Source organism: Geotalea daltonii FRC-32, assembly GCF_000022265.1.
GTDB classification, from domain to species: Bacteria; Desulfobacterota; Desulfuromonadia; order Geobacterales; family Geobacteraceae; genus Geotalea; species Geotalea daltonii.
The window spans coordinates 3,067,974-3,092,163 of the sequence record NC_011979.1 but is presented as its reverse complement, the minus strand read 5'-3'; the positions used below and the strand labels follow the sequence as shown (position 1 = coordinate 3,092,163).

General features: G+C 50.8%; 31 protein-coding genes. 24 read left to right on the top strand and 7 right to left on the bottom strand.

Annotated elements, in window-relative coordinates; genetic code table 11:
* The first annotated feature begins 20 nt into the window (after window positions 1-20).
* From queD to GEOB_RS14000, 7 genes are all read left to right on the top strand, one after another.
* A complete protein-coding gene (gene queD, locus GEOB_RS14025) occupies window positions 21-389 on the top strand; it encodes a 6-carboxytetrahydropterin synthase QueD (protein ID WP_012647905.1) in 369 nt (122 codons plus the stop codon).
* Window positions 382-1,131 carry a 7-carboxy-7-deazaguanine synthase QueE gene (locus GEOB_RS14020; RefSeq protein ID WP_012647904.1) on the top strand — a complete coding sequence of 250 codons (750 nt, stop codon included), beginning with the start codon at window positions 382-384 and terminating at the stop codon, window positions 1,129-1,131. Before queD ends, GEOB_RS14020 begins: the two co-directional genes overlap by 8 nt.
* 10 nt (window positions 1,132-1,141) lie before the next feature.
* Window positions 1,142-1,861, top strand: a complete 720-nt coding sequence (locus tag GEOB_RS14015; protein ID WP_012647903.1) for a creatininase family protein — start codon at window positions 1,142-1,144, stop codon at window positions 1,859-1,861.
* Window positions 1,862-2,042: 181 nt separating this feature from the next.
* Window positions 2,043-2,453 (top strand): (deoxy)nucleoside triphosphate pyrophosphohydrolase, encoded by a 411-nt coding sequence (locus GEOB_RS14010; RefSeq protein ID WP_012647902.1) that lies wholly within the window; start codon window positions 2,043-2,045, stop codon window positions 2,451-2,453.
* 374 nt (window positions 2,454-2,827) lie between these two features.
* On the top strand, window positions 2,828-3,619 hold the full coding sequence (locus tag GEOB_RS14005; protein WP_230198957.1) for an HD-GYP domain-containing protein: 792 nt from the start codon (window positions 2,828-2,830) through the stop codon (window positions 3,617-3,619).
* On the top strand, window positions 3,616-3,789 hold the full coding sequence (locus GEOB_RS19825) for a 6-carboxytetrahydropterin synthase (RefSeq protein ID WP_012647900.1): 174 nt from the start codon (window positions 3,616-3,618) through the stop codon (window positions 3,787-3,789). Before GEOB_RS14005 ends, GEOB_RS19825 begins: the two co-directional genes overlap by 4 nt.
* A 328-nt stretch (window positions 3,790-4,117) precedes the next feature.
* A complete protein-coding gene (locus tag GEOB_RS14000; protein WP_012647899.1) occupies window positions 4,118-4,723 on the top strand; it encodes a PEP-CTERM sorting domain-containing protein in 606 nt (201 codons plus the stop codon).
* Between the two features lie 415 nt (window positions 4,724-5,138).
* Here the strand turns inward: GEOB_RS14000 and GEOB_RS20175 are convergent, their stop codons facing one another.
* Complete coding sequence (locus GEOB_RS20175; RefSeq protein WP_154650499.1) at window positions 5,139-5,297, bottom strand: hypothetical protein; 159 nt, start codon at window positions 5,295-5,297, stop codon at window positions 5,139-5,141.
* 100 nt (window positions 5,298-5,397) lie between these two features.
* Between GEOB_RS20175 and GEOB_RS13990 the strand changes: the two genes are divergently transcribed.
* The 17 genes from GEOB_RS13990 (at window position 5,398) to GEOB_RS13910 (ending at window position 17,744) form a co-directional block, all read left to right on the top strand.
* A complete protein-coding gene (locus GEOB_RS13990) occupies window positions 5,398-5,784 on the top strand; it encodes an XRE family transcriptional regulator (RefSeq protein ID WP_012647898.1) in 387 nt (128 codons plus the stop codon).
* The gene (locus GEOB_RS13985) at window positions 5,744-6,463 is read left to right on the top strand and encodes an RES family NAD+ phosphorylase (protein ID WP_230198956.1); all 720 of its coding nucleotides are present in this window, start codon (window positions 5,744-5,746) and stop codon (window positions 6,461-6,463) included. Before GEOB_RS13990 ends, GEOB_RS13985 begins: the two co-directional genes overlap by 41 nt.
* A gap of 60 nt (window positions 6,464-6,523) precedes the next feature.
* A complete protein-coding gene (locus tag GEOB_RS13980; protein ID WP_012647896.1) occupies window positions 6,524-6,808 on the top strand; it encodes a BrnT family toxin in 285 nt (94 codons plus the stop codon).
* A complete protein-coding gene (locus GEOB_RS13975; protein WP_012647895.1) occupies window positions 6,792-7,061 on the top strand; it encodes a BrnA antitoxin family protein in 270 nt (89 codons plus the stop codon). The genes GEOB_RS13980 and GEOB_RS13975 overlap by 17 nt, the downstream gene beginning before the upstream one ends.
* A gap of 134 nt (window positions 7,062-7,195) precedes the next feature.
* On the top strand, window positions 7,196-7,489 hold the full coding sequence (locus GEOB_RS13970) for a nucleotidyltransferase family protein (protein ID WP_012647894.1): 294 nt from the start codon (window positions 7,196-7,198) through the stop codon (window positions 7,487-7,489).
* Window positions 7,490-7,825: 336 nt separating this feature from the next.
* Entirely contained in the window at window positions 7,826-8,350 is a 525-nt protein-coding gene (locus tag GEOB_RS13965) for a L,D-transpeptidase family protein (RefSeq protein ID WP_012647893.1), read from the top strand.
* 169 nt (window positions 8,351-8,519) lie between these two features.
* Complete coding sequence (locus GEOB_RS13960) at window positions 8,520-9,269, top strand: hypothetical protein (RefSeq protein WP_012647892.1); 750 nt, start codon at window positions 8,520-8,522, stop codon at window positions 9,267-9,269.
* A gap of 72 nt (window positions 9,270-9,341) precedes the next feature.
* A complete protein-coding gene (locus GEOB_RS13955; RefSeq protein ID WP_327049832.1) occupies window positions 9,342-9,572 on the top strand; it encodes a L,D-transpeptidase family protein in 231 nt (76 codons plus the stop codon).
* Window positions 9,573-9,987: 415 nt separating this feature from the next.
* Entirely contained in the window at window positions 9,988-10,401 is a 414-nt protein-coding gene (locus GEOB_RS13950) for a L,D-transpeptidase (protein ID WP_085950222.1), read from the top strand.
* Complete coding sequence (locus tag GEOB_RS13945; RefSeq protein ID WP_012647891.1) at window positions 10,362-11,135, top strand: hypothetical protein; 774 nt, start codon at window positions 10,362-10,364, stop codon at window positions 11,133-11,135. The genes GEOB_RS13950 and GEOB_RS13945 overlap by 40 nt, the downstream gene beginning before the upstream one ends.
* A gap of 4 nt (window positions 11,136-11,139) precedes the next feature.
* Window positions 11,140-13,593 (top strand): DEAD/DEAH box helicase, encoded by a 2,454-nt coding sequence (locus GEOB_RS13940; RefSeq protein ID WP_012647890.1) that lies wholly within the window; start codon window positions 11,140-11,142, stop codon window positions 13,591-13,593.
* Window positions 13,594-13,741: 148 nt separating this feature from the next.
* Complete coding sequence (locus tag GEOB_RS19400; RefSeq protein WP_012647889.1) at window positions 13,742-14,392, top strand: DCL family protein; 651 nt, start codon at window positions 13,742-13,744, stop codon at window positions 14,390-14,392.
* 177 nt (window positions 14,393-14,569) lie between these two features.
* On the top strand, window positions 14,570-15,421 hold the full coding sequence (locus tag GEOB_RS13930; protein ID WP_230198954.1) for an HNH endonuclease: 852 nt from the start codon (window positions 14,570-14,572) through the stop codon (window positions 15,419-15,421).
* A gap of 9 nt (window positions 15,422-15,430) precedes the next feature.
* Window positions 15,431-16,222, top strand: a complete 792-nt coding sequence (locus GEOB_RS13925) for a hypothetical protein (protein WP_012647887.1) — start codon at window positions 15,431-15,433, stop codon at window positions 16,220-16,222.
* Between the two features lie 75 nt (window positions 16,223-16,297).
* Window positions 16,298-16,507 (top strand): hypothetical protein, encoded by a 210-nt coding sequence (locus GEOB_RS13920; RefSeq protein ID WP_012647886.1) that lies wholly within the window; start codon window positions 16,298-16,300, stop codon window positions 16,505-16,507.
* Window positions 16,467-16,904, top strand: a complete 438-nt coding sequence (gene vapC / locus GEOB_RS13915) for a type II toxin-antitoxin system VapC family toxin (protein ID WP_230198953.1) — start codon at window positions 16,467-16,469, stop codon at window positions 16,902-16,904. Before GEOB_RS13920 ends, vapC begins: the two co-directional genes overlap by 41 nt.
* A 147-nt stretch (window positions 16,905-17,051) precedes the next feature.
* Window positions 17,052-17,744 (top strand): carbonic anhydrase, encoded by a 693-nt coding sequence (locus GEOB_RS13910; RefSeq protein WP_012647884.1) that lies wholly within the window; start codon window positions 17,052-17,054, stop codon window positions 17,742-17,744.
* 532 nt (window positions 17,745-18,276) lie between these two features.
* Here the strand turns inward: GEOB_RS13910 and GEOB_RS13905 are convergent.
* The 6 genes from GEOB_RS13905 to GEOB_RS13880 all read right to left on the bottom strand — a co-directional run bounded on the left by GEOB_RS13905 (window position 18,277) and on the right by GEOB_RS13880 (window position 24,162).
* Window positions 18,277-19,581, bottom strand: coding sequence for a phenylacetate--CoA ligase family protein (locus tag GEOB_RS13905; RefSeq protein WP_012647881.1), 1,305 nt, complete (start codon window positions 19,579-19,581; stop codon window positions 18,277-18,279).
* An 18-nt stretch (window positions 19,582-19,599) separates the two neighbouring features.
* On the bottom strand, window positions 19,600-20,343 hold the full coding sequence (locus tag GEOB_RS13900) for an ABC transporter ATP-binding protein (RefSeq protein WP_012647880.1): 744 nt from the start codon (window positions 20,341-20,343) through the stop codon (window positions 19,600-19,602).
* On the bottom strand, window positions 20,344-21,099 hold the full coding sequence (locus GEOB_RS13895; RefSeq protein WP_012647879.1) for an ABC transporter ATP-binding protein: 756 nt from the start codon (window positions 21,097-21,099) through the stop codon (window positions 20,344-20,346).
* On the bottom strand, window positions 21,092-22,054 hold the full coding sequence (locus tag GEOB_RS13890) for a branched-chain amino acid ABC transporter permease (protein WP_012647878.1): 963 nt from the start codon (window positions 22,052-22,054) through the stop codon (window positions 21,092-21,094). The genes GEOB_RS13895 and GEOB_RS13890 overlap by 8 nt, the downstream gene beginning before the upstream one ends.
* Before the next feature lies 1 nt (window position 22,055).
* Window positions 22,056-22,937: a branched-chain amino acid ABC transporter permease gene (locus tag GEOB_RS13885; protein WP_041267154.1), complete on the bottom strand. Its 882-nt coding sequence runs from the start codon at window positions 22,935-22,937 to the stop codon at window positions 22,056-22,058.
* 85 nt (window positions 22,938-23,022) lie between these two features.
* Window positions 23,023-24,162 (bottom strand): ABC transporter substrate-binding protein, encoded by a 1,140-nt coding sequence (locus tag GEOB_RS13880; protein ID WP_012647876.1) that lies wholly within the window; start codon window positions 24,160-24,162, stop codon window positions 23,023-23,025.
* Window positions 24,163-24,190: the final 28 nt, after the last annotated feature.

Below are 24,190 nucleotides of genomic sequence, written 5' to 3'. Positions count from 1 at the left end.
TAGTTCAAAAGGATGCCGTCATGTATAAACTGAGAATTGAAACATCTTTTGCCGCAGCCCATTGCCTTATCCACTACCAGGGGGACTGTGAAAATCTCCACGGCCACAACTGGAAGGTGGAAGTGACAGTTACGGCCAGGGAGCTGGACAAGTCCGGGCTGGGCATCGACTTCAAGGTCCTGAAAAGCGAAACCAATGCTCTGCTCAAAACCCTGGATCACAAATATCTCAACGAACTTCCCCCCTTTATCGAGAGCTCCCCATCTTCTGAAAACATCGCCCGTTATCTTTTCCAGGAACTGGCCAAGAAATTCAACAGTGACAACATCGGCCTGACAGAAGTAACGGTCTGGGAATCGGATTTCGCCAGCGCCAGCTATTATGAATAAAAGCAGTGCCGACCTCATCGAGGTCTTTTCCTCCATCCAGGGCGAAGGACTGCTGGTAGGACTGCGCCAGGTTTTCATTCGTTTCAGCGGATGCAATCTCACCTGCAGTTACTGCGACACAGAGCCTGATCGCACCCAATACTGCCAATTGGAAAGCACGCCCGGCCGCCGTGACTTTTTTCAGGTTGAAAATCCCGTCCCTGTCGATCGCCTGGTGAATCTTGTCAGCGGCTGGCAGCGAGGCTGGCCCGGCATTCATCATTCCATAAGCATCACCGGCGGTGAGCCGCTGCTGTGTCATCAACTGCTGCAGGAACTGCTGCCGGCCCTGCGGCACTATCTTCCCATATATCTTGAAACCAACGGCATTCTTCATGGCCAACTCGCCCAACTCCTGGACCATGTGGATTACGTTAGCATGGACATCAAGCTCCCTTCAACCTCCGGCTACACTGATCTGTGGCAGGCCCACGAGGAGTTTCTTCGCCTCGCCGCATCGAAAAAAACCTATGTAAAGACAGTGATCGGGACCGATACGGAAGATTGGGAGATCATCAGGACTGCAGAGCTCGTGGCCGCAATCGACAGCCGGATTCCACTCATCCTTCAGCCATTTACCGACCTGAAGGGCAGGGTGAACCTCTCCGCGATCCGCATGCTGGAGATGCAGGAGACGGCAAATCGGTATCTGCAGGAAGTACGGATAATTCCCCAGACCCACAAATTCATCGGTCAGTTATAGGGATTTTTACATGATCATCGAAAACATGACGATGGGGGACTTCGAAGAGGGATTGAAGCGGACCCAAACGGTCTACATCCCCTTCGGTTCCGTTGAGGAGCATGGCTATCACCTGCCCCTTTCCACCGACACCATCCAGGCATATGAAGTTGGCAAACGGGCTGCGGAACTCATTCCCCTCTTTGTCGCCCCGCCGGTCCATTATGGGTGCTGCCGTTCCACGGCCCGCCATCCGGGAACCATCTCCATTTCCACCGCCACCCTCAAATCCTTTCTCAAGGATATTGTCCGGTCCCTCCACTCCCACGGCCTGAAAAACTTCATCGTCCTCACCGGCCACGCCGGCGGCTCCCATAAAATGGCTCTGCAAGATGCAGGCGAGGAGCTGATCGCCGAAATTTATGACATAAAGATGGCCGTGGTTACCGAATATGATCTGGCCAAGGAAGAGGGGAGAGGGCTGATCGAAACGGCCGGCGATGCCCACGCCGGCGAGATCGAGACTTCCCGGATCATGCATTCCCATCCCCAGCTTGTCACCGGAACGGGGGAACGGGAATTCCCCACGTTCCCTCCGGGTATTCTGGTGCGCAACAAGCGGCAATACTGGCAGAATGGCGTCTGGGGCGACCCAACCAAGGCAACCGCCGAAAAAGGAGCAAAGTTGGAAGCACTGGTGGCGACCAAGGTGGTTGAGCTGGCCAGGGCGCTGGAGGCATTGGAGGATTAACAAGCACAATGAATTACAATGGAATGAAAGACGGCCATAACAAGCCGTCTTTTCTGTTTTTATTGCTATTTCCCACTGGTAAGCCGGGCAATACCGGGGTAGGTAAGTATGTGAGGCTAAATTTACCTGGTTTTTATTTTATCCGCAGCGCTGTTTTCCATCCTTAGGCAATGGTTCGGTTATGATTATTTCAAAAAAACATATTCACGTCACCTGCGCCATTATCGAGCGCGGTAGCCTGGTGCTTGCCGCTCAGCGCAGCGCAACAATGAGCCTGCCCCACAAATGGGAATTCCCCGGCGGTAAGATCGATACGGGGGAATCTGCTGAGGAATGTCTGCAGCGGGAGTTGATGGAGGAGCTAAACATAGGTGTGACGGTCAGCCGAGCACTTTCCCCCGTCACCCACGGCTATACCGATTGCACAGTTACCCTATACCCCTTCGTCTGTACTATCCATTCGGGAGAAATTATCCTCCATGAGCATGCCGCGGTGGTCTGGCTCAAGGCAGATGAACTTCCGACGCTAGATTGGGCTGCGGCCGATGTGCCGGTAGTGGCTATGTATCTGACCACCGTCATCCCAGACTGACTCCTTAGATCTGCAGCAGGACTTCCCTTCCATCTATTCAAGCTAGTTTCCATCCGGAAACTCCGGATGAGAACCTAGTGGTTTCCGATTCGGAAAGAGGGGATTTTTTTGTTCTGGCAAGGAAATCAAGGGTGCGCGGAGGCGTACATCGGTACGTCGCACAAGTAAGCCCGCAGATTGACGCCGCAAGGGCAGAAAAGAACCTTTTCCGGATGGAAACAAGCTAATCCCTTTTTTATTGCGTGGAAACATCTTGCTTGAGCGCCAGTTCACAAATGATGCTAATGAAAAAACAAGTCCCGCTAAATTTCGTTGACAGCCCTGAGGTGGTTTGATAATGATAATTACTATCATTATTACTCAAGTGGGGAAGCATGATTGAATCTCGATTGTATGAACGTGGGCAGCAGATTTCTGCAGAGAGCGGGGGTGAGATGCTGACCGCAACTACATCGCTGCTGCGTGCTTCAGGAGATTTGCCGACCGCCTCTATCCATGGCTGTGGACTTACGTTTCTTCACCAGATGGCAGAATCTCTCGGCAGGGCCATTGATGCCCGTGACCCGAACACAGCTCTTCATTCCGAGCATGTCGCTGAACTCAGTCTGCTGATCGCCCGGAACCTGGGGCTAGATGACCACGAGTGCAACCTGATCCATATTGCCGGACATCTCCATGACATCGGCAAGATTGGCGTCACTGACGCAGTACTGAAGAAAGAAGGGCCACTCAGCACTGAAGAGCAGTTGGAAATGCGGTGCCATCCCGTCATTGGCGCCCAAATCGTCGCTCCTGTTGGGCTTTGCGCTACCACCGGCGGAATAGCCGATATCATCCGCTGCCACCATGAACGATATGACGGGGGCGGTTATCCCGCTGGGTTAAGGGGAGCGGCGATACCGATCGGCGCACGCATTGTCGCCGTGGCGGACACCTATTCTGCGATCATCCAGAATCGGCCTTACCGCCCGGGGACCACTCCGGAACTGGCAATGGCTGAGATCGAACGTTGTTCGGGCTTACAGTTTGACCCGGACGTAGTCGAGACATTCAGGAACACATTCTGTCATGGAAGGGTACATGTGGCACTGTCCTACGCCGGAATACCTGCGTCGTTTCCAATGCCGGATGTTGATGTTGCTCGGAAGATGGCCTGGCCATCATGACCTGGTTCAGTACATCTTTTGCCGCAGCCCATTGCCTGATGCACTACCATGAAGACTGTGAAAATCTCCACGGCCACCTGTCCGATACAGGCGAGGAGCTGATCACCGAAATTTATGACATAAAGACGGAATCAAGGGTGGCCTTCATGGCTGCTTTTTTTTTGCTTTGACTACGCGTCAACAGGTAAGGCAGCAAATATGGGGACAGGTAAGTATGTATGGTGCTGGCAGGCGCGGCTCATGAGGTTAGTTGGATTGGTCGCTCGCCGTTGAGGGCAATTCAGCGGTCTCTTTAAGCCTAAGCGTTGGTTTTGTGCAGAAAGATAGGCAGGTTGATGAATATTAAACAAGGTTACTCTTGTCTGAAGTGTCAGAGGTGCTAACATTTACACTAACAGACGTGATGAAAACTCATACTTTTTCAGCAACTTCTGCATTGGCATAAAATATGAATAATAGTTAATCTGACAAATCATCTTCCTTAAAAGGAGCGTGTCCATGATTTTAAAAAGGTTGACTGTTCTTTCCCTCCTGGCAATCTCACTGCTATTGCCCGGTCTGGCGCAGGCCATTCCCTTAGGGCTTCACGAGAATCCCACTTACCTCAGTTTTGCAGGGGAGCTGAATCGATACAAAGATGGTACGGCGTATGGGACCGGAGAACTCTATAACGCAATCTTTTACATTGATTATAATCGTGATGTGAGCACCTACCGTTTTCCCGGTGGCACTTTCGATGCCAGCCGCAGCTATTATGCCAGGTACGTTTCGGGGAACATCTTCGGCGACCTGGCGAACATCGAAGGCACCGGCGAAGACTATACCCCCTTTGGCGATAAGGGCTACAACGAAGGGTATATCTACCTCCCCGAGCCATTCGGCACTTTTTACAACTACAGCAAGACTCTTTCATCCATAAATTTGGGTGATTATCTGGATTACAGTCTTTACAGCGACGGGAAACTTACCGGCGAAATCGTCATGTTCTGCAACGGCGTTACCGAGTCTTCGGCCACGACCCCGGTTCCCGAACCGGCCACTTGTCTTTTGGTTGGTGCCGGTTTGGCCGGGTTGGGATTCGTGAGAAAGAGAGCCAAGTCGTAAAAGCCCGGCATTCTTTTGCGTCGAAAATACTGTCACCTGTCGGAGTATTTAACGCTGAAAGAAAACTGCCTAACCTGGTCACCCAAAATAGTTGATAACGCGAAAGCCGCCTTGCCAGCAGAATGCTGTCGGGCGGTTTTTTGCTTTCTGCAGGGCTGATATCTTTTTCGCGAAGTGTATAAATTTATTTTTACTTAGTGGCCATCCGGAAACTCCGATGAGACACTAACAGTTTCCGATTTGGAGACGAGGGATTTTTTGTCCTGGCAAGGAAATCAAGGGATTGCGCGGAGGCGTACATCGGTACGCCGCACAAGCTATCCCGCAGATTGACACCGCCAGGGCGAAAAAGAACCGTTTCCGGACGGAAACTACTTAACACTGTGATTTTTTATTGAATTGTCGGATTATAGAGCTATGCCGATTGCACCGTTACCTCTATCCCTTCGTCTGCACGATAAATTCGGGTGAAATCTTCCTCCATGAGCATGCCGCGGTGGTCTGGCTCAAGACCGATGAACTTCTGACGCTCGATTGGGCCGCGGCGGATGTGCCGGTGGTTTTGTATTACCATAATAGTGAGGGTGAGGAGGGAGGGTTAGTTTATATAAAAAAGTTGCTTGAGCAATAATATAATGATATTATTTCTACAGAAATAACATAAGGGAGGAACCATGGCCCAAGCAGCTGTTACAGTACCCGAAGCCCACACACGTGAAGCGGTCCTATCCAAGGCGGTGATCAATGCCGCCGAACGACTTGGCTTATCCCAGGCCAGGCTTGCCCATGTCCTGGGGTTGAGCAAAGCCTCCGTATCCCGCCTTTTTGCCGGCACCTATCAGCTTTCCAGTGAAAAGAAAGAATGGGAATTCGCCGTGCTGCTGCTCAGGCTCTTCCGCTCCCTCGATGCCATCGTCGGCGGAGTTGCCACCGATGTGCGCAGCTGGATGAACAGCGACAACCTGGCCCTTGCCGGCCGCAAGCCCATCGAGCTCATCACCTCAACGGAGGGCCTGGTCCGTGTCATCTATTACCTGGACGCCAGACGCGGTCTCGTCTAATTCCCATCGCCGATCGGAATCGGTCTGGCGCATGGTGGAGGCCCAGCATATGGCCTCGACCATGAAACTGGTCGACACCCTGGCCGAGCAGGACATCCTCGAACAGATCCTGGAAGAGAGCAAGCCTCCATTGCCCCGTGACGCGGCTATACTTGATTACCTCCTGGCCGCACCCTTCCGTTATCTACCCTTTTTACCAGGTTCACGCTTCCGCGCACCCACCGATCCCGGCGTCTTCTACGGGGCCGAAACCATCCGCACCGCCGCCGCCGAAATAGGCTACTGGCGCTGGAAATTCCTCCAGGAAACCACCGGCCTCCGTCGCCTGGGCCCAGCGGCCCATACTGCCTTCAGTGTCACCATTGACGCCACCGCCATCGATCTCCAATCCCACCCTTTCAACCAGGATGCAGCCATCTGGACCCACCCCAAGGACTACACCGGCACCCAGGCCCTGGCGCACCTTGCCCGCGAGGCAGGTATCGAAGCGATCTTCTACCGCTCCGTTCGCGATCCCGACCCGGCGTGGTGTGCAGCACTCTTGACCCCACGGGCCTTCGCCTCGAACCACCACGACCCGGTCACCCAGACCTGGCAGTTGATTGTGACCCGTGATGAAGCAATCTGGCGGCGGGAGATGGGGGAGGGGTTTTCGTTTCGGACCGGGGAGTGGGGGTAAAATAACTGGTTGACTTTTACATAACTGTAAATACAATTATGTAAACGATTGGGAGTACACGTGCAGCTTGTCTGGGACGAAAACAAAAATACCAGCAACAAGATTAAGCACAAGGTAAGTTTTGAACTAGCCAGCCTTGTTTTCGATGACCCTTTTCACCTTAGCGTTCTCGACCGGATCGAAAACGGAGAGGAACGCTGGCAGACGTTGGGCTTGGTGGGCAACGTGGTCGTGCTGCTGGTGGCTCATTCCTTCGTCGAGCAGGATGATGACGAGATGATCCGCATCATTTCCGCCCGCAAGGCAACGAAGAAAGAGAGGCAACGATATGAAGAAGGCAGATAAAAAGTTGGCTGATGAATTGGCGGTCCTTGCCGCAATATCCGATGAAGAGATTGACACTTCCGAGATTCCGGAGAACACTGACTGGAGCAGCGCCGTCGTCGGGCGTTTTTACCGGCCGGTAAAAGAGATCGTTACTATTCGTCTGGATGCCGACGTGCTTGACTGGCTGAAGCAGGGGGGAAAGGGCTATCAGACCAGGATCAACAGGATTCTTAGGTCTGCTATGGAGCACCAGCGGAAGAGGGCAGCCTGAGAGTTGTTGAGAGGCTGCGTCAAACAATCACTCACGCGACGGCAGATCGAAATGCTCTAACTTCGCCTTGCTCCACTAATGCAAATATTGTATTAGTGGACTTCGAAAAGTGTTCGCTGATTTGGGGGCGTCATATGATACTTAGGGATGATGCGCTTGCTGTTCTAAGCAGGCTAAAACAGGAGCTCCTTGACTGCTATGGCATTACAGAACTTGGGATTTTCGGTTCGGTAGCCCGCGAGCAGACGACAGGGACGAGCGATGTGGATGTGGTCGTCAAGATGAAAGACCCGAACCTATACACCCTCGTTCATGTCAAGGAGACTCTAGAGGAAGCCCTGCACGAACATGTTGACGTCGTACATTACCGCGACCGAATGAACGCATTTCTCAAGAGCCGTATTGATCGGGAAGCGATCTATGTTTGATGTCGAGCTGGTATCCGAAATACTGCGCCAACCCCTTGAACTCCGCAGTCAAGAACACCAGAAACAACGCCAGCAAGAAGTGAAATAACTCCATCCGCAGATTTTTTTCACTCTTCACCCTTCGAATTTCTCCCTTGCCTTTTTCTTCACTCTTTTCCTGCCCTTTCTAACCTCGTTAAATTCCAGCCATTTTTGCCGATGTGTAAAATTTTTTACACCTGTAAAAAAATTTTACAGCTAACTCTGCGATTTTTTTATTGAATTTGTGCGGCTGGAGGAGTAGAAAAGAGCTCATTAATTTGTAAATCTGAAGGTCTTTGAACAGAAGAGACTGATGTGAAAAAGCTATTGCTCGCATTTGTATTGATAATCATCGGTTCAGTGGCTGTGATCTGGATGCTCGGTAAGCCAGAGAGCAAGCCTCTTCCCGCTGGTGTGGTTGCTGATAGGGTCCTGATCGAGAAGGGGCCTCGCAGGCTGACACTCTTCAGGCAGGGGAAACGGCTCAAGACCTATGAGGTAGCCCTGGGACGGAATCCGCAAGGCAAGAAAACCGAAGAAGGCGATTGCAGGACACCGGAGGGAATCTATACCATCGACCGCCGCAAGCAGAGCAGCAGGTATCATCGAGCCCTCCATATTTCCTATCCAAGTTCAGCAGATGTCGCCCAAGCCAAGGCACGTAGCGTATCGCCGGGTGGTGATGTGATGATCCACGGCCTGCCCAACGCCCTCGGTTTTGTCGGCAAAGTGCATCTGATAAGGGATTGGACGCTGGGGTGCGTTGCGGTGACGAATCCGGATATTGAGGAGATTTGGCGGGTTGTGCCTGATGGGGTGGTTGTGGAGATAGTGCCATGAAGAGGCAGGCATAGCGCTGGCGCTTTTGTAGGGAAGTATTATCTCAATAATTTGTATTAGAAGAAAATAGATCTGTCCCGGATTTTTAAGTTACACCCCCGTTTTTATCAGTTATTGGGGGGATGCATGAATGGCCTTTGGCCTATACCCAAAAAACAGGAGGAACAGGATGCAAGAAAGAGAGTTGTGGAAAGTAGTAAAGAAAGTAAAAGGACTAGTGGCAAGTTTTGCGTGTATCAGCATATGCTTCCTTGGCTCCGCAGGTGCTGAAACCATAGTTGAGAACGGTAACATTCAATCAAACGAAACACATGGGCCCGATTTTTTTGGATATGTAAGTATCAATCTCCCTAAAGGTCCAAATGCTAGACCTACCGGTTACACACTGGACATATCGAACCCTGATGATACTTTGCATGCCAAGGACTCAAGTATCCATTTATCCTATAACGGCGAGGATAATGGCGGATATATAACTTCCGCTGGCTCCAACAATGTCTTTGTTTCATCAGGGACTGCCTTTGACGGAACAAATTGGATTCCGAAATCAGCTAATGGATGTTCCTCTATGTTCGGGTCAGGCGACGGTGGATTCAGGGTTTTCAACCAGTGTAATAGTCTGATCTCCAGCAATATCATCAGACCGGTAATGGTAATGAGAATCAAACAATCCAATGTTGATCCATCAACTACTGTACAATTCCGCGGAGGTCTTCAAATAAATAAAGCTATTGCCACCAGCACAGACCTTAGCCAAAATCCCCCCCTCACCCCCACGGTTGCCGTACAACCTGCATGTACCACAGATACTCTTGGAACCCTATGGTACACGAGCGGTGCAGCAGGGGTAAAAGATAGCCTGGAGATATGCGCTAAATACGCTGATGGCAGCATTGCGTGGCGAGCGTTAAGCTTTTAATAACGGAAATCGGGATCTAAAAGAATAATTAAGAGCGACAGGCTGCTTTAGAAAGAGAAATAAAAAAGCAGCCTGTCCCTGTTATCCCACTCCAGCCCGTCGGATGTCGCCCAGGCCAAGGCACGGGGCGTTTCACCAGGTGGTGATGTGATGATCCACGGCCTGCCCAATGCCCTCGGCTTTGTCGGTAAGCTTCACCTGATAAGGGATTGGACGCTGGGGTGCGTTGCCGTGACGAATCCGGAGATTGAGGAGATCTGGCGGGTTGTTCCTGATGGGGTGGTTGTGGAGATAGTGCCATGAGGGGACAGAGAATCGCAGGCGCTCTTGTAGGGAAGCAATCTATTTTATATTAGAAGAAAATAAATCTGTCCCGGATATTTCCCCGGCCTGCCCAATGCCCTCGGTTTTGTCGGCAAGCTGCACATGATAAGGGATTGGACGCTGGGATGTGTTGCGGTTACGAACCAGGAGATTGAGGAGATTTGGCGGGTGGTGCCGGATGGGGTGGTTGTGGAGATAGTGCCGTAAGGGGAATCTGAGAAGACGCAGGGCAGCTGGGGATGGGTTGAACTAGCTGTTGCCAGGAAATGCGTATTGTGTCCCCGGATTTCGCTACATGGTTGTGGAGATAGTGCCGTAGGAGTTACGGATAGGGCAAGGGCGCACGTAAAAAGCAATTAGTAAAAATGGGGAAGTGTCCCTAATTTTCTATGATGTGAAAAAGCTATTGCTCGCATTTATCGCGATAATCATCGCTTCAGTGGCTGTGATCTGGATTTTCGGGAAGCCAGAGAGCAAGCCTCTCGCCGCTGGCGTGGTTGCTGACAGGATCCTGATCGAGAAGGGGCCTCGCAGGCTGACACTCTTCCGGCAGGGGAAACCGCTCAAGTCCTATGAGGTAGCACTGGGGCGGAATCCTCAAGGCAAGAAAACCGAAGAAGGAAATTGCAGGACACCGGAAGGCATCTATACCATCGACTCCAAGTTCTCCTTGTTGCGCTTCCCACAGGGCTGGGGATTTTTTATAGGTAAAATTCAAAAGATTTCAGTGCAGCGGTTGTGCGCCATGAGAACCCAGGAGAACAGAAAATGTCTTTTCAGGGCAATGTCTTCGATTTCGAGCGCATAAATTTGGGTAACGGCAATTATCTTCATTTCATCAACATCCCCACACTGAACGACGACATAACTTCCCGCATTGACGCGAGTATCGTCTCCATCTGCGAAGGTGCAACAGATACAGACATACCTACAATTAAGCAGCGTCTTATAGCATTCTTACTTCCTAAAAAGGGCTCTACAACAGAGATGGGGGCGATTGCAGAATTTTTCGGGCACCTTTATTTGACAGAGATTGGCTTCAAGCAAGAGTTCCTGTTTCTAAATCTCGAGGAAGGTTCTATTAAGAAGGGCTTTGATGGATATTACTCCCTTAAAGAAGAGGCTTGGATTTACGAAAGCAAATCTGGCTCCATGGCGACGGCGAATGCGTCGCATGAGTCAAAGGTCTCATTGGCCTACTCTGATCTGAAAGACAAGATTTCTGGTAACCCAGCAAACAATCCCTGGCAGAATGCATATAACCACGCCAGTCTTGTAGATGTGGGTACAGCCGAAAGTATCCGGCAGAATCTGAAAGCTCTGGCTAGGGCGTTCACTCTTGGTACACGTCAGGACATAGCCTCATTCAATATCATTCCTGGTTCAACGCTGTTTCTTGAAGGAGAGTGGTCCGATATCGACGTCGGTGACCTAGCCCCAAAGCTTGAGCAACTGATGAAAAGCTTTAGCTTCAGCAAAATCCAAATAATATGCGTTAACAAGGCGTCAACTGACTTGTTCTGGAAATACCTGGAGGGCTAGGCATATGCAGAGCGCCGAAAAGAAAACGATGACCAGTCTTGGGAAGGAGGAGCGATTCCGCGATGTCTTCGCACAACTAACTGTTGGCGAAAGCCTTAAGCCAGGTGATCGAGCGTATATTCTTGCTGCCGCCATGCTATTTATAAGACGCTACCAACAGGACCGGCGTTATACCTCATACGCAGACCTCGCCTATTACATAATTTTGAAGTACTCTCTACAATATGCTGATTACGCCCCCCTATACGACTTCGCTGTAAACTTTGGATTCTATCCAATAGCCAAAGCTATACTCACCAATGGTCTTTACGACAGTAATCTCATTATTACTTGCCTTGGGGATATCAAGCTTGACAGGTTCCGCAATGAAAGCGATGACATACTCACTCTTGAACAGTTCATCGCAAGCTCCTCTTTCCTGAATGAGAACGCTCAAGAGTCTTGCTACTTGGCGCCTACGTCCTTTGGTAAAAGTTCACTCATTGTAGATCAAATCAAGCGATTAGGTACCATCCCAAGCAGAATCGTTATCTTAGTTCCAACAAAGTCACTACTGATCCAGACTTTTCAGATGATCAGGAAGGCAAATCTACAACGAAAGCTGATAATTCATGACGAAATGTATGACGGGGAGGATTCGTTTATTGCCGTATTCACCCAAGAACGCGCATTACGTCTGCTCGCCAAGCATAATACCTGCTTCGATATAGTCTTTGTTGACGAGGCTCATAATCTTCTCAAGGGGAACAGCAGAAGCATTCTCCTTTCTCGCGTCATAGCTAAGAACCGCGTATTGAATCCAAGTAGTCGTGTGATCTACCTCTCTCCTCTTCTCAACGATGCCAACAGTCTTCGATTGGCCCCAGACCAGAACATATCTTCACATGTAATCAGATTTAACGTTAAGGAACCAGAGATATATGAATTGCGACTTAACAAGGAGGTACATCAGTACAATAGATTTCTGGGCAGTACTTATAAACTGCGCGAGGGCGTAGAAATAAAGGACTATGTTCTAGCAAACTCTGGAGAGAAAAACTTCTTGTATAACTACCGGCCAGTAAAGGTTGAACGGCTCGCAGGTGAACTCTGCGAAATGGTGCCCCAGATCGAGCCCACTGATAAGGTTAGTGAGTTGGCTCGGATTTTAACTAATGAAGTCCACCCTGATTTTTACGCCATCGAACACTTAAAGCATGGTGTCGTTTATCTACATGGAAAGCTTCCTGACCTTGTGAAAGAATATCTTGAGTTCAAATATAAAGATCTGCCTGAGCTCAAATATGTCGTTGCAAATTCAGTTATTCTTGAAGGCATGAATTTCCCAATCGATACACTCTTCATATTCAACACTTACTCTCTTCGCGGCAAGGAACTCATGAATCTAATTGGCCGTGTCAACAGGCTCAACACTATATTCGGGCAAAAGGGAAACAGGTTAGAGCGGCTCCTACCAAAGGTTCACTTTGTAAATAACGAGGAACACAATAGCGCTAAGAGCAAAATGGAGAACAAGATAGCTCTCCTCAGAAGCCGCGTTTTTGATGATGAGATTAAGAACCCAATGCTTGAAGCATTTGATATAGAAGCACTCTCCATGCCGGTTGAATCCAAAGAGAAGTACCTTGAAAAAGTGACCATGGTGCAGGAAAACGAGCGTTTTTTAACAGATACGCCACAGACGATGGATGATGAAATAAAGGCATATCTAATCCAATCTGGGATTATTGAATTCTACTCTGATCCCGACGAAGTAGTACGTCGGATTATTGCAGAATCACCTACCCTCGCTTCATGCCCCCCAGAATGGTGGACGGCCGCACCCATGATGGAGAAGATTGAGTATCTTTTCTTGCGAGAGATTGACAGCATAAGTGACGCTGAGATCAAACGTCTGTCGCACGCCGAAACCAGAAACTACTACGAGTCCCATATACTGATAGCGCAAAAGAAGGCGCTGAACGAGAACATCAACTCGCAGATCCAGTATTTCAAGCAGAAAGTGAACTCAAACAACAGCAAGATGTATTTTGGCAAATCATACGGAGAGGAGCCTTACGAAACGGCATCCTATCTCAGTCCTTCCAACAACACCTATGTCGACCTTGCGATCAAGAATGATAGACAACTCGTCAATTTGGCCGTGGTTAAGCTCAAAATGGAGGACGATTTCGTAAGTTTCAAGATCAACAAGTTCATAGTGATGCTGTTTGATTACCACCTTATTTCCACGGATGAGTACAACCTATACATATATGGAACTAATGATGAGAAGAAGATTCGATTGACAAAATACGGCTTGAGTGTGGGAATGGTTTCGAGGCTAGAAGAGGACGGACAGCTAAACAATCTTGAGTTCGACGAATTCAATAACCTACGAGCTACACCAGCGCTAGACGAGTTTCTCCAGACAGTTAATGATTTCTACAGATTTGAAATTAGGCGATTTATAGGTTGACGCACGATCCGGTTGCCATATTTCTCAAGATCATGTTAAACGTGATGATGCTCAACAAGCTTGAGCACCAACCGCCGATAACCCAGGACCTCGTCATATAGCTAAACAAATCAAGCCTTCTACTGTAGCATTTGAGAGGAGTAAAAATATGGCAAAATCGGTTGAGCTTACAAGTAAATATTTTAGAACTCAGAAAGCAGCTATGGAATTCTTCAAAGACATGCTCAACACGTATAGTGATGGGCAAGTGTTAAATTCAGATGACACAAGATTGCTTTCTGAGTTACTTCAACGCCATCCTGAAGCAGAATACAAAATTGGCGAAGGAATTAAATATTTTTACAGGGGCACATCACCTGAATACCACACACCTTGTTTTTTCATAATGCGAGCTGACAATGTGCCAACGGAGTTTTCATATATCAGTTGCATAAAAGCAAATCCTCCAACTACAGAACAACTTTTTTACAGAGCCTGCAGGCACGCAGTTTCTGATGAACTAATATATCAAAAAAATGAAGCCTTTAAAAAAAGTGGGGGAAAGTTGGCTTGTAGCGAAACTGGAGACTTGATTACCAGCGAGGAAGCAGAGTATCAGCACTTCATGCCGAAGTTCAAAGACATTGTCGCAGAATTTATAAGTCAGTATAAGATAGTGATAAGTCCAGGCCTTATTTCTCATGGAGCTGATATGCAGGATGTGGTTCATTTCACAGATCCGAACATGGAGGCCGACTTCAAGAAGTTCCACAAGACCAATGCAACCCATTTCAGGATATGTAAAAAATACATACGGTAACCTCCTATTGGGACTTTCGGGAGACAATACACTTGAGTTAGAAAACCTCCAATGAATATTGCTCTCTTTATCAAATTTTTCACCTCCCTCAACCGCGCCCCCGGCCCAACCTGGACCGAAGCCACCAAGCGCAAGGCCCCGCACAAGCCAATCCTACTTCTGGCCGTGCTGGACCTAGTGCATCGTGGCGTCATCACCTCACCATTCATCGACGTCACCGGCGATCTGGTCGAGCTAAACGAACTGTTCAACCTCTACTGGCGTCGCGTCGTCCCTCTTGGCCAGACCAGCAGCATCGCCTTTCCGTTTTCTCGCCTGGATCGCGAGTCGTTCTGGGAATTGGTCCCCCTGCCGGATAAAACCATAACCCCCGCCATCATCAACAACACGTCCTCCGTCAGCTACCTCCGCAAGTACGCTCTGGGTGTGCGGTTGGACGAAGAGTTGTTCGGTGTGATGCAGACAGGTGAGGGAAGGGAGGCGCTGAGGGAAGCACTGCTCCTTTCCTGCTTCTCACCCGAAGCACAGGCGCAACTGCGGGAGCAGTCTGTCATCAATCGCGAAGCCTATGATTACAGCCGGATTCTGGAGGAGAAATCACATTTGCCGCTGGTCAAGGAGATAATCGAGGCGGATAACTACCGCCCCATCGCGCGAGATCAAGGCTTTCGGCGACTGGTGGTCACCACCTATGACCATCGCTGCGCCCTGTGCGGTGTCAGGATCATCACCCCCGAGCAATATACCGCAGTTGAGGCAGCTCATATTGTTCCTTGGAGCAAAAGCAATAATGATGATATCCGCAACGGCATGGCGCTGTGCAGGCTTTGTCACTGGGCATTCGACAATGGGATGATGGGAGTCTCTGACGGCTATGAAGTCATTACCTCCCGACATATTTCTGCACAGCCGAACGCGCCGGGGTTCCTGCTGACGCTCAGCGGACGCGGCATCATCGGGCCGAAAGACAATAACCTGTGGCCGGCACAGGAATATCTTGCAGAACATCGCCGCGATTGGCGGCTTTAGGGAGATGGAATGGAACAGAAATTTGGTCCTGAAAATACAGCTACAACCCCGCAATCAACCAAGACCAAGCTAGACTGGAAGGATTATGCCTCAATCCTAGCGCTGGCAATTGCTCTTATGACCGGACTGCTCTCCTATTATGGGCGTACGTATTGCGATGGTTACAACTCATACTGGGGTTTGTCCGAAGACATGTTCTCTTTGTCTAAGGAACAGTCGGTCATTAACGGTGTTATTGCCTATCTGCTGGTGTTTGTAAATGTCCTGATGGATTACGTAGTGACTCTTTTCTATTTAGTTACTGCGTTAATTTTATTAGCAATGGTTTGCTGCCTTAGACGGGTGAGGCAAAAACTGGAAAAACTTGCTCAGATGTTTGTTGAATGGTTAAAACCTAAGGCTTCTGAGCATTTTCATTTCAGCGATACCATAGAAAGGATTATTAACAGGCTTTATCTGCTCATACTTACCGTTGCCGCGTCAGTGTTAATGGTACTAGTGGTTGCTAAAACGTCCCAATGGGCAAGCGAGCAGGGTAAGGCCATTGCCAAACAAAACTACAAAGAAATCCTCTCCGGCAAACCCAGCACCAAGCCTTTCACTTCCCGCGCGACCCTCCTCGTCACCAACCCATCAAAGAGCTTCGACACCTACTCGGGCCACCTGATCCAGACCTCCGCCACCCACTGTGCTTTGTATCAAAAGGGGAGGGGAGTCTTGATCTTCCCGCTGGCAAACATCGCCCGGATGGAAATCGCCGAAAACAATGCCTGCGCAAAAGGTAAGATCAAATTACCATGAGCAACATGTGATTTTTTGTGTTGGCTTGAAGCACACAATAGGTATAATAACTTGTGTGAAATAAAGGAGACCCTTATGGCACGTGCAACCGTCACACTCCCACAGGACCTTTTGACCGAGCTCATGTCTTTGGTGGATGCCAAGACCAAGACTGAAGCTGTTCTTACCGCTGTCAGGGATGAGATACGCCTGCGCAAGGCGGCCCGTATAAAGGCCATGGCCGGGAAGATGGAGTTTATCGCGGATGCTGATGAACTGCGACATGGAGACCACCGCCTTGGCTAAGGTTCTCGTCGATACTTCCGCCTGGATCGAGTTCTTCCGCAAGCAAGAGCCCTGCTTTAGCGTGGTGACGCGGTTGATCGACGAAGAACAGGTTTGCTGCACCGGGATCATCCTTGCCGAACTTATGCAGGGGGCAAAATCTGACAAAGAGCTTGCCGTGCTTGCCGATTTCCCGCATGTCTTCGAATTCCTGCCGGAAACCCCGGAATTATGGGCTGCAGCCGGGCGACTCTCTTTCAATCTACGCCGCTCGGGACATACCATCGGTCTTGCCGACTGCTTCATTGCCGCCGCTACTGCACAGGCCGGTGTCCCGTTGGCCACACTGGATGCTCATTTCGAAATAGTCAAAAAGGCAGCTAAAATTTCACTCTATCTAATTCCAGGCCGGAAGTGAAATCACCATGGCAGGCCAGATAATACCACCGACGACCTGGATTCCATCTGGTGATCGCCACACTCTTATGTTTAAACAATTAAAATGTTTCCCTTTTAAAGATGAAGGTGGTACTTTTTTGAAAAATTTTTCAGGAGGAAACCCCATATGTTGCCTAGGAAGTTGAAGAATGTTGTCTGGCTCTCGGTTTTAACACTTGTAATTACTGCAGCGGTTGCACTTGCCAGCGGCACACAAGCCGGCATGAGCGCCGATGAAGCCTTGAAAAGCCTGCTGGATGGCAATCAGCGCTATGTCTCCAATCAGATGAGTGGTCAGAAGCTCTGTGACCTTACCACCCGCGAAAGTCTCGCCAAACATCAGAAGCCGTATGCCATCATCCTTTCCTGCTCCGATTCGCGCGTTCCGCCAGAGATAATATTCGACAAGGGTCTCGGTGAGATATTCGTCATCCGCGTTGCAGGAAACATCGCCGATCCGGCTATTCTGGGAAGCATCGAATACGGAGCCGAACACCTGGGTTCCCCGCTGATCATGGTTCTCGGCCATGAGCGTTGTGGCGCAGTAACGGCTGCGGTCGAAGCCAAAGGCAAGCCTGAAGGGAATCTGGGCTCGATAATCCGCTCCATCGCCCCGGCAGTGAAGCTGGCTAAGAAAGAATCAACGGGCAAAGCAAAACCTGAGGTGGTGGAAATGGCCATAGACGATAATGTGAACCTGGTTTCTGCTGCATTGACCAAGCAGTCGAAAGTTATCAGGCATTTGGTTGCAGAGGGCAAGGTCAAGATCGTCGGCGCCAAATATGACCTGGATGATGGCAAGGTAACACTGCTGAAATAACTTATTTTTCAGCTCTGTACAGCCCACGAAGCCCGTCAGACTTTTCTTGACGGGCTTTTTCCATACAGGTAGGTCAACATGGACAAGCTACATTGCATTGGGTATCGATATTGCGCAAGGTCTTGCGTGTAACGGCAAAGACGCACAACTCCGCTAATTCTGGATTATGAGGCTATTCTCGCACAAATACCCGCAACCCGACCTCGTACTTTACATAATATATCTTATCGGACGCTATTAATATCTTCTTCATCCCGTGATAGCTCCGGCCGTTTGACAGCGACATTCAAGCCTGAGGTTAACATGCGCCTGGATCTGTCCAAGTCAGTATTGAGACATCAGGCATGGCTGCGATTTTCCGGATAACGGTCGCTGTCGGTGTCTCTCGTTGATGACATGAATTTGCAGCCTACCCATATCAAGGTGATCAGGTCCATAACTGCGTAATGCAGGAAGGCTTCTGCCTTGCCGGACATTCAAAGACGGCTCAAAAGTCAAATTTGGAGCTTTGCCCTGTAAAGCCGCGACGGGCCTAAATCTTACGTTTATCAATGACCCGGCTGGCCTTGCCTTCCTGTCTGGGAATGCTGTTCGGCTCGACAAGTTTGACAGTTGCCCCGACACCGAGCATGGAGGCAATCTTTTTCTCTACCATTTCCAGGAAGGCCCGCTGCTTTTTCATCTCATCGAAGAAGATATTCTCTGTAACCTCGATGCGCACCTCGAGTTCATCCATGGCGCCGATCCGGTCGACCACCAACTGGTAATGGGGTTCGCAGCCCTCGATGGCAAAGAGGACTTCCTCGATCTGGGACGGGAAAACGTTGACCCCTTTGATAATGAGCATGTCGTCGCTGCGCCCCATGGTTTTTTTCATCCGCACCAGGGTCCTGCCGCAGTCGCATTTGCTGTAATCCAGCGAGGTAATATCCCTGGTACGGTAGCGGATCATGGGCAACGCTTCCTTGGTAAGCGTGGTCAGAACCAGTTCGCCGACACTGCCTGGAGGAAGCACCTGGCAGGTTTCCGGATCTATGATCTCTGGAATGAACGCGTCCTCGAAGATATGCATGCCACACTTACAGGAACATTCGCCGGCGACACCCGGGCCGATGACCTCGGAAAGTCCATAGTTGTCGGTGGCGCTCAGACAAAGCCGGGTTTCGATTTCCTTGCGCATGCTTTCGGACCATGGCTCGCCACCAAACAATCCGACTTTTAATGAGAGGTTCTTTGGGTCTATCCCCATCCTCTCCATCTTGTCGGCCAGGGTAATGGCATAGGTGGGCGTACAGACCAGTGCGGTGGATTTGTAATCCTGCATGATCATGATCTGTTTTTCCGTATTGCCCGAGCTCATGGGGATGACGCTGGCGCCGATGGTCTCGGAACCGTAGTGGAGACCGAAGGCACCGGTAAAAAGCCCGTAGCCGAAGGCGATCTGCACCACGTCGTCATGGGTTACGCCGGCAGCAGTCATGAACCGGGCTACCAGTCCGGACCAGGTCTTCAGATCATGTTTTGTATAGCCGACCACGGTGGGTTTGCCGGTCGTGCCCGAAGAAGAATGAATGCGCACCACCTCCCGAAGCGGCACGGCAAACATGCCGTAGGGATAATTGAGCCTCAGATCTTCCTTGGTGGTGAAAGGAAGTTTGGTAAGGTCCAACAGGGACTGGATGTCTTCGGGTACGATCCCCAGTTCATTGAACTTGTTGCGATAACAGGTCACGTTCTTGTAGGCGCGATTCAAAGTTGCCTGCAACCTCTCCAGCTGCAGCTGTTGGATTTCTTCCCGTTCCATGCATTCGTACGTCTGGTCCCAGATCAGTTCCATAATTCCCTCGCCAAGATATTACTTTTCCCAAAGTTCTTTCTTTTCCCTGCCCAGATACGCACGCTGAACATCCTTGTTTTCCAACAAGTTCGAAGACAATCCTTCAAGTATCACTTTACCCGTTTCGAGAACATAGCCACGGTCGGCAAGATTAAGCGCGGCCTTTGCATTCTGTTCCACCAGCAGTATGGTCGTGCCGTGCTGGCGACGCAGATTGTCAATGACCCGGAAAATCTCCTGGACAACCAGTGGAGCCAGTCCCATGGACGGTTCGTCCAGGAGCATCAGCTTCGGGCGGGTCATCATCGCCCGGCCGATGGCCAGCATCTGCTGTTCCCCTCCGGACAGGGTGCCTGCAGGTTGTTTACGGCGTTCCTCAAGTCGCGGGAAAAGTGTAAATATTTCCTGTTTGTCTTGCCGAATCCGGCTTTTCGCCTCTCTCTGCCGGTGCCTGAGGTATGCCCCCAAGTCCAGGTTATCCTCAACGGACAGCGGTTTGAAAACCTGGCGCCCTTCGGGTACCTGGGCAATGCCGAGACGAACGATACGGTCAGGCGAAAGGGCCTGGACCGGCTCTTTTTCAAAGAGGATCTCCCCTCCTGCAGCGGGAGTTACACCGGAAATGGTATTGAGAATAGTGGTCTTCCCTGCTCCGTTTGCCCCTATCAGAGTTACGATTTCCCCTTGTCCCAGATGTATGGAGACATTTTTCAGGGCGTGGACTTTGCCGTAATAGGTATTTATGTTCTTCAGTCGCAGCATCTAAAGATCCTCTCCCAGGTAGGCAGAGATGACCTCGGCATTTTCCTGTATTTCACGGGGAGTCCCTTCTGCCAGTTTCTTGCCAAGGTTGAGGACGACGATACGGTCACAGATATCCATCACCAGTTCCATGTCGTGTTCGACAAGAACTACCGAAACTCCCTTGTCCCGGATAGCCCTGATCAGCTTGGCGAGTCCCAGGGTTTCCTGGCTGTTCAGGCCTGCAGCAGGCTCGTCCATCAACAATATTCGCGGTTCACAGGCCATGGCCCTGGCCAGTTCCAAAAGGCGCCCCTTGCCGAAGGGCAGATTGCCCGCTTCAACTTGGGCCAGTTCTGCTATGCCGGCAAATTCCAGCCACCCCATGGCCTCGCTGCGGATCCTGCGTTCTTCGGCAACAGCCCAGGGCATTCTCAACGCACAGGAAAGCATGCCGCATTTGCTGCGACTATGGAGGCCGACCATGACATTTTCCAGCACGGTCATCTTTGCGAACAGTTCGATATTCTGAAAGGTGCGAACCATGCCAAGCCCTGCCAGCCGCTCCGCCGGCAGGTCGGAAATATCATGGTCGTCAAGAATAACCGCACCGGCAGTACGGGTGTAGATGCCGGTGATGATGTTGAAGAGGGTCGTTTTCCCAGCTCCGTTGGGACCGATGACACCGGTGATATCTCCACGGTGCATGGTAAAGGAGACATCATCCAGAGCGGTAACGCCTCCGAAAACCTGCTTTATGCCCCGAATCTCAAGCATCGGCCGACCTTTCCCTTCTCCGGCTCGATACCCGGCGAAACAGTGCCGGTATGCCCCGTACCAGGCCTCCCGGCATGAACATTATCATCAGCATGAGGAGCAGGCCGTAAAAAACAATATCGTAATCGTGGAGAAAGCGGAGGAATTCGGGCAGCAACGTAAGGAGAGCAGCCCCCAGAAAAGAGCCGTAAACACTGCCGAGGCCGCCGATGACTACCATGGTCAGAAGCTCCACCGAAAAGTTGAAGCCGAAAGAAGCCGGTGCGACAAAGGCCATGGTGTGGGCGTAAAGACTGCCGGCCAGAGAGGAAATGACGGCGGAAAGGGCAAATATCTGGACCTTGAGCAGTCGTGCATTGACCCCCATGACGCGGGCGGCGATCTCCGAATCATGGATTGCCCTGAGGGAGCGCCCTATGCGTGAATTGGTGAGATTTACGGCGAAGAGCATGACCAACAGGGCAAAGACCCAGATCAGGTAGTAATTTTTCATGTCGGAATCGAAGGTCATCTGTCCCAATTGAAGGTTTGGTATGCCGGACAAGCCTGATGGGCCGCCTGTTATGTCGACAGTCTCGTTGAAGACGATATAGAGGATGATGCCGAAGCCGAGGGTGGCCATGGCCAGATAGTGCCCTTTCAGCTTCAGGATGGGGAATCCTATGAGAAATGCCAGCATACCGACAACTGCGGCAGCTGCAAACATCACCAGCCACGGATTCATGCCGTGGGTAGCGGTGAGCACACCGGAGCTGTAGGCGCCAAGGCCGAAAAAGGCCGCGTGCCCGAGGGATATCTGGCCGGCATAGCCGAGCAGCAGGTTCAAAGCCACGGCAAGCATGGTGTTGATGCCAACGAAGACCATGACATTGATCAGGTAACTCTCTTTCATCAGAAATGGGATGACGAGAATAATCGCGACAAAGGCTGCATATTTAATAAGAGAGTTCTTCACGTCACACCCGTTCCGTCTCGGCTTTGCCGAACAGCCCCTGGGGGCGGATGAAGAGAATGAGGAGCAGGATGATGAAGGCAATGGCATCCTTGTAACCGGACGAAATCATGCCCGCTCCGAGGGATTCCAGCACCCCGAGCAGGAGCCCGCCGACAACTACGGACATCCCGGTGCTCATACCGCCGATGATCGCGGCACAGAAGCCCTTGAGCCCGAGCATTACCCCCACATCATAGGCTGTCATGGTCAGCGGGGCGATGATGATGCCGGCCATGGACCCCATGGCGGAGCTGATAACGAACGACAGGAGCACCATCCGTTTCACGTCGATGCCGACAAGGCCGGCTGCGCGTGGGTTGTAGGCACAGGCCCGCATGGCCTTGCCGCTGATGGTATGGTAGAAGAAATATTTGTTCAGGCAGATTACCACCAGGGTAATGCCTATGATCCACAGGTGCTGGGGAAGCAATGTGGCACTGCCGATGCTGATGGGGTCGTCTCCGGAAAAAGAGGGAACTGAATGGGTGTCTTTCCCCCAGACGAGCATGGCCAGCCCCCTGATAAGGATGCTGCCGCCGATGGTGATGATGACAAGGTTGATGGGTGATGCCTTGGCAAGCGGACGGATGGCCAGCCGTTCGAAAAGAAGTCCGCACAGCGTTGCACCGGCCACCGCCATGGGGACAGCGCCCCAGAGGGGGAACTGGAGGATGTCCAAAAAAAAGAAGGTCAGGATACCGCCCAGCATGACGAACTCACCCTGGGCAAAGTTGATGATGCCGGTGGCGTTGTAGATGATGGAGAAACCGATGCCGATCAATGCATAGATAGCTCCGGTGGCAAGGCCTGAGAGAGAATACTGTAAGATCTGTTCCAACTGCATTTACCTCGGCATCCATACGCACAGAGAGACACGTAAGCCGTGTCTCTCTGTGGATTAATTCAGGGCAAGTGCTGCCCGGTTGTCTTTATTTGACGAGGACCCAGTCCCTGTTTTTAACTTCCACCAGAACAAAGGCATCTTTGCCCAGACCGGCATGGTCCTTGGGCGTAAAGGTAAAGGTACCGCCAATGCCATGGAACTGCCTGGTCTTTTCCAGTTGGTTGCGGATACCTGCAGGAGCATCCCCTCCCCTCTCGATGGCCCCTTTCAGGAGCATGACCGCATCCCAGGCATGACCGCCAAAATGGTCGCCTTCAGCTTTGAATTGCCTCTTATAGTCGTTGACGAAGGACAGGAGGGATTTCTTCTGAGGATCTGAGGCGGGCAGCACATCGGCAACTATAACCTTACCTGACGGCAGCTTGATCCCTTCGGCTGCATCCCCCGCCAGTTGAATGAATTTCTTCGAGGAGACCCCATGACTCATGAATAGGGGAATTTTGATGCCCAGCTGGCGTGCATTCTTGGCAACAACCGCCGGCCCGGGATTGGTCCCCCAGCAAATGAGCGCCTGGGCCTTGGAGCCTCTGACCTTCGTCAGTTGTGCCGACATGTCGGTATCTTTCGGTCCGTAAGTATCATCGGAAATAACGGAGATGCCATACCTGGCAGCCTGGGCCTTAAGCTGCTCGCGGCCGGACTGGCCGAAACCGTCGGAAACGGTGAGGATGGCTACCTTGGTCAGCTTGTGCTTCTGCAGGTAGTCGTATATCCTGGCCACGGCAAGGGAATCATTCTGGGCAGTCTTGAAGACCCACTTTTTGGCAGGCTCGGTAATTTTTATTCCTGCTGAACAGGAAATCAGAGGTATACCTGCCTTTTCCACGTCATTGATGATTGCCATGGATTCACCGGTAGTACTGGGGCCGATGATTGCCGAGACTTTGTCATTCTTGATCAGCTTGTTGACCAGCTGTTTGGCTTTCGTTGCGTCACCGCCGGTGTCGTAAACCACCAGCTCAAGCTTCTTGCCCTTGATGCCCCCTGCCTTGTTGATTTGATCAACAACCATTACGGCAGTATTGCGCTCTGGTTCGCCAAGGAAAGCAGCCGGGCCGGTAACGGAAAAAAGTGCGCCGATTTTTATGGTTGGCGCCGCAAAGGCTGTTACGCTGGACAGTATCAAGGTTGCTGCAGAAATAAATGGCAATAATCTGTGCCGCATATGACCCCCCGATAATATTATTTCAAAA

What these genes read in the sequence shown, in the direction of transcription:
- queD (WP_012647905.1), top strand. Translation starts at nt 21, where the DNA reads ATGTATAAACTGAGAATTGAAACATCTTTTGCCGCAGCCCATTGCCTT.
- GEOB_RS14020 (WP_012647904.1), top strand. Translation starts at nt 382, where the DNA reads ATGAATAAAAGCAGTGCCGACCTCATCGAGGTCTTTTCCTCCATCCAG.
- GEOB_RS14015 (WP_012647903.1), top strand. Translation starts at nt 1,142, where the DNA reads ATGATCATCGAAAACATGACGATGGGGGACTTCGAAGAGGGATTGAAG.
- GEOB_RS14010 (WP_012647902.1), top strand. Translation starts at nt 2,043, where the DNA reads ATGATTATTTCAAAAAAACATATTCACGTCACCTGCGCCATTATCGAG.
- GEOB_RS14005 (WP_230198957.1), top strand. Translation starts at nt 2,828, where the DNA reads ATGATTGAATCTCGATTGTATGAACGTGGGCAGCAGATTTCTGCAGAG.
- GEOB_RS19825 (WP_012647900.1), top strand. Translation starts at nt 3,616, where the DNA reads ATGACCTGGTTCAGTACATCTTTTGCCGCAGCCCATTGCCTGATGCAC.
- GEOB_RS14000 (WP_012647899.1), top strand. Translation starts at nt 4,118, where the DNA reads ATGATTTTAAAAAGGTTGACTGTTCTTTCCCTCCTGGCAATCTCACTG.
- GEOB_RS20175 (WP_154650499.1), bottom strand. Translation starts at nt 5,297, where the DNA reads ATGGTAATACAAAACCACCGGCACATCCGCCGCGGCCCAATCGAGCGT.
- GEOB_RS13990 (WP_012647898.1), top strand. Translation starts at nt 5,398, where the DNA reads ATGGCCCAAGCAGCTGTTACAGTACCCGAAGCCCACACACGTGAAGCG.
- GEOB_RS13975 (WP_012647895.1), top strand. Translation starts at nt 6,792, where the DNA reads ATGAAGAAGGCAGATAAAAAGTTGGCTGATGAATTGGCGGTCCTTGCC.
- GEOB_RS13970 (WP_012647894.1), top strand. Translation starts at nt 7,196, where the DNA reads ATGATACTTAGGGATGATGCGCTTGCTGTTCTAAGCAGGCTAAAACAG.
- GEOB_RS13960 (WP_012647892.1), top strand. Translation starts at nt 8,520, where the DNA reads ATGCAAGAAAGAGAGTTGTGGAAAGTAGTAAAGAAAGTAAAAGGACTA.
- GEOB_RS13945 (WP_012647891.1), top strand. Translation starts at nt 10,362, where the DNA reads ATGTCTTTTCAGGGCAATGTCTTCGATTTCGAGCGCATAAATTTGGGT.
- GEOB_RS13940 (WP_012647890.1), top strand. Translation starts at nt 11,140, where the DNA reads ATGCAGAGCGCCGAAAAGAAAACGATGACCAGTCTTGGGAAGGAGGAG.
- GEOB_RS19400 (WP_012647889.1), top strand. Translation starts at nt 13,742, where the DNA reads ATGGCAAAATCGGTTGAGCTTACAAGTAAATATTTTAGAACTCAGAAA.
- GEOB_RS13925 (WP_012647887.1), top strand. Translation starts at nt 15,431, where the DNA reads ATGGAACAGAAATTTGGTCCTGAAAATACAGCTACAACCCCGCAATCA.
- GEOB_RS13920 (WP_012647886.1), top strand. Translation starts at nt 16,298, where the DNA reads ATGGCACGTGCAACCGTCACACTCCCACAGGACCTTTTGACCGAGCTC.
- vapC (WP_230198953.1), top strand. Translation starts at nt 16,467, where the DNA reads ATGCTGATGAACTGCGACATGGAGACCACCGCCTTGGCTAAGGTTCTC.
- GEOB_RS13910 (WP_012647884.1), top strand. Translation starts at nt 17,052, where the DNA reads ATGTTGCCTAGGAAGTTGAAGAATGTTGTCTGGCTCTCGGTTTTAACA.
- GEOB_RS13905 (WP_012647881.1), bottom strand. Translation starts at nt 19,581, where the DNA reads ATGGAACTGATCTGGGACCAGACGTACGAATGCATGGAACGGGAAGAA.
- GEOB_RS13900 (WP_012647880.1), bottom strand. Translation starts at nt 20,343, where the DNA reads ATGCTGCGACTGAAGAACATAAATACCTATTACGGCAAAGTCCACGCC.
- GEOB_RS13895 (WP_012647879.1), bottom strand. Translation starts at nt 21,099, where the DNA reads ATGCTTGAGATTCGGGGCATAAAGCAGGTTTTCGGAGGCGTTACCGCT.
- GEOB_RS13885 (WP_041267154.1), bottom strand. Translation starts at nt 22,937, where the DNA reads ATGCAGTTGGAACAGATCTTACAGTATTCTCTCTCAGGCCTTGCCACC.
- GEOB_RS13880 (WP_012647876.1), bottom strand. Translation starts at nt 24,162, where the DNA reads ATGCGGCACAGATTATTGCCATTTATTTCTGCAGCAACCTTGATACTG.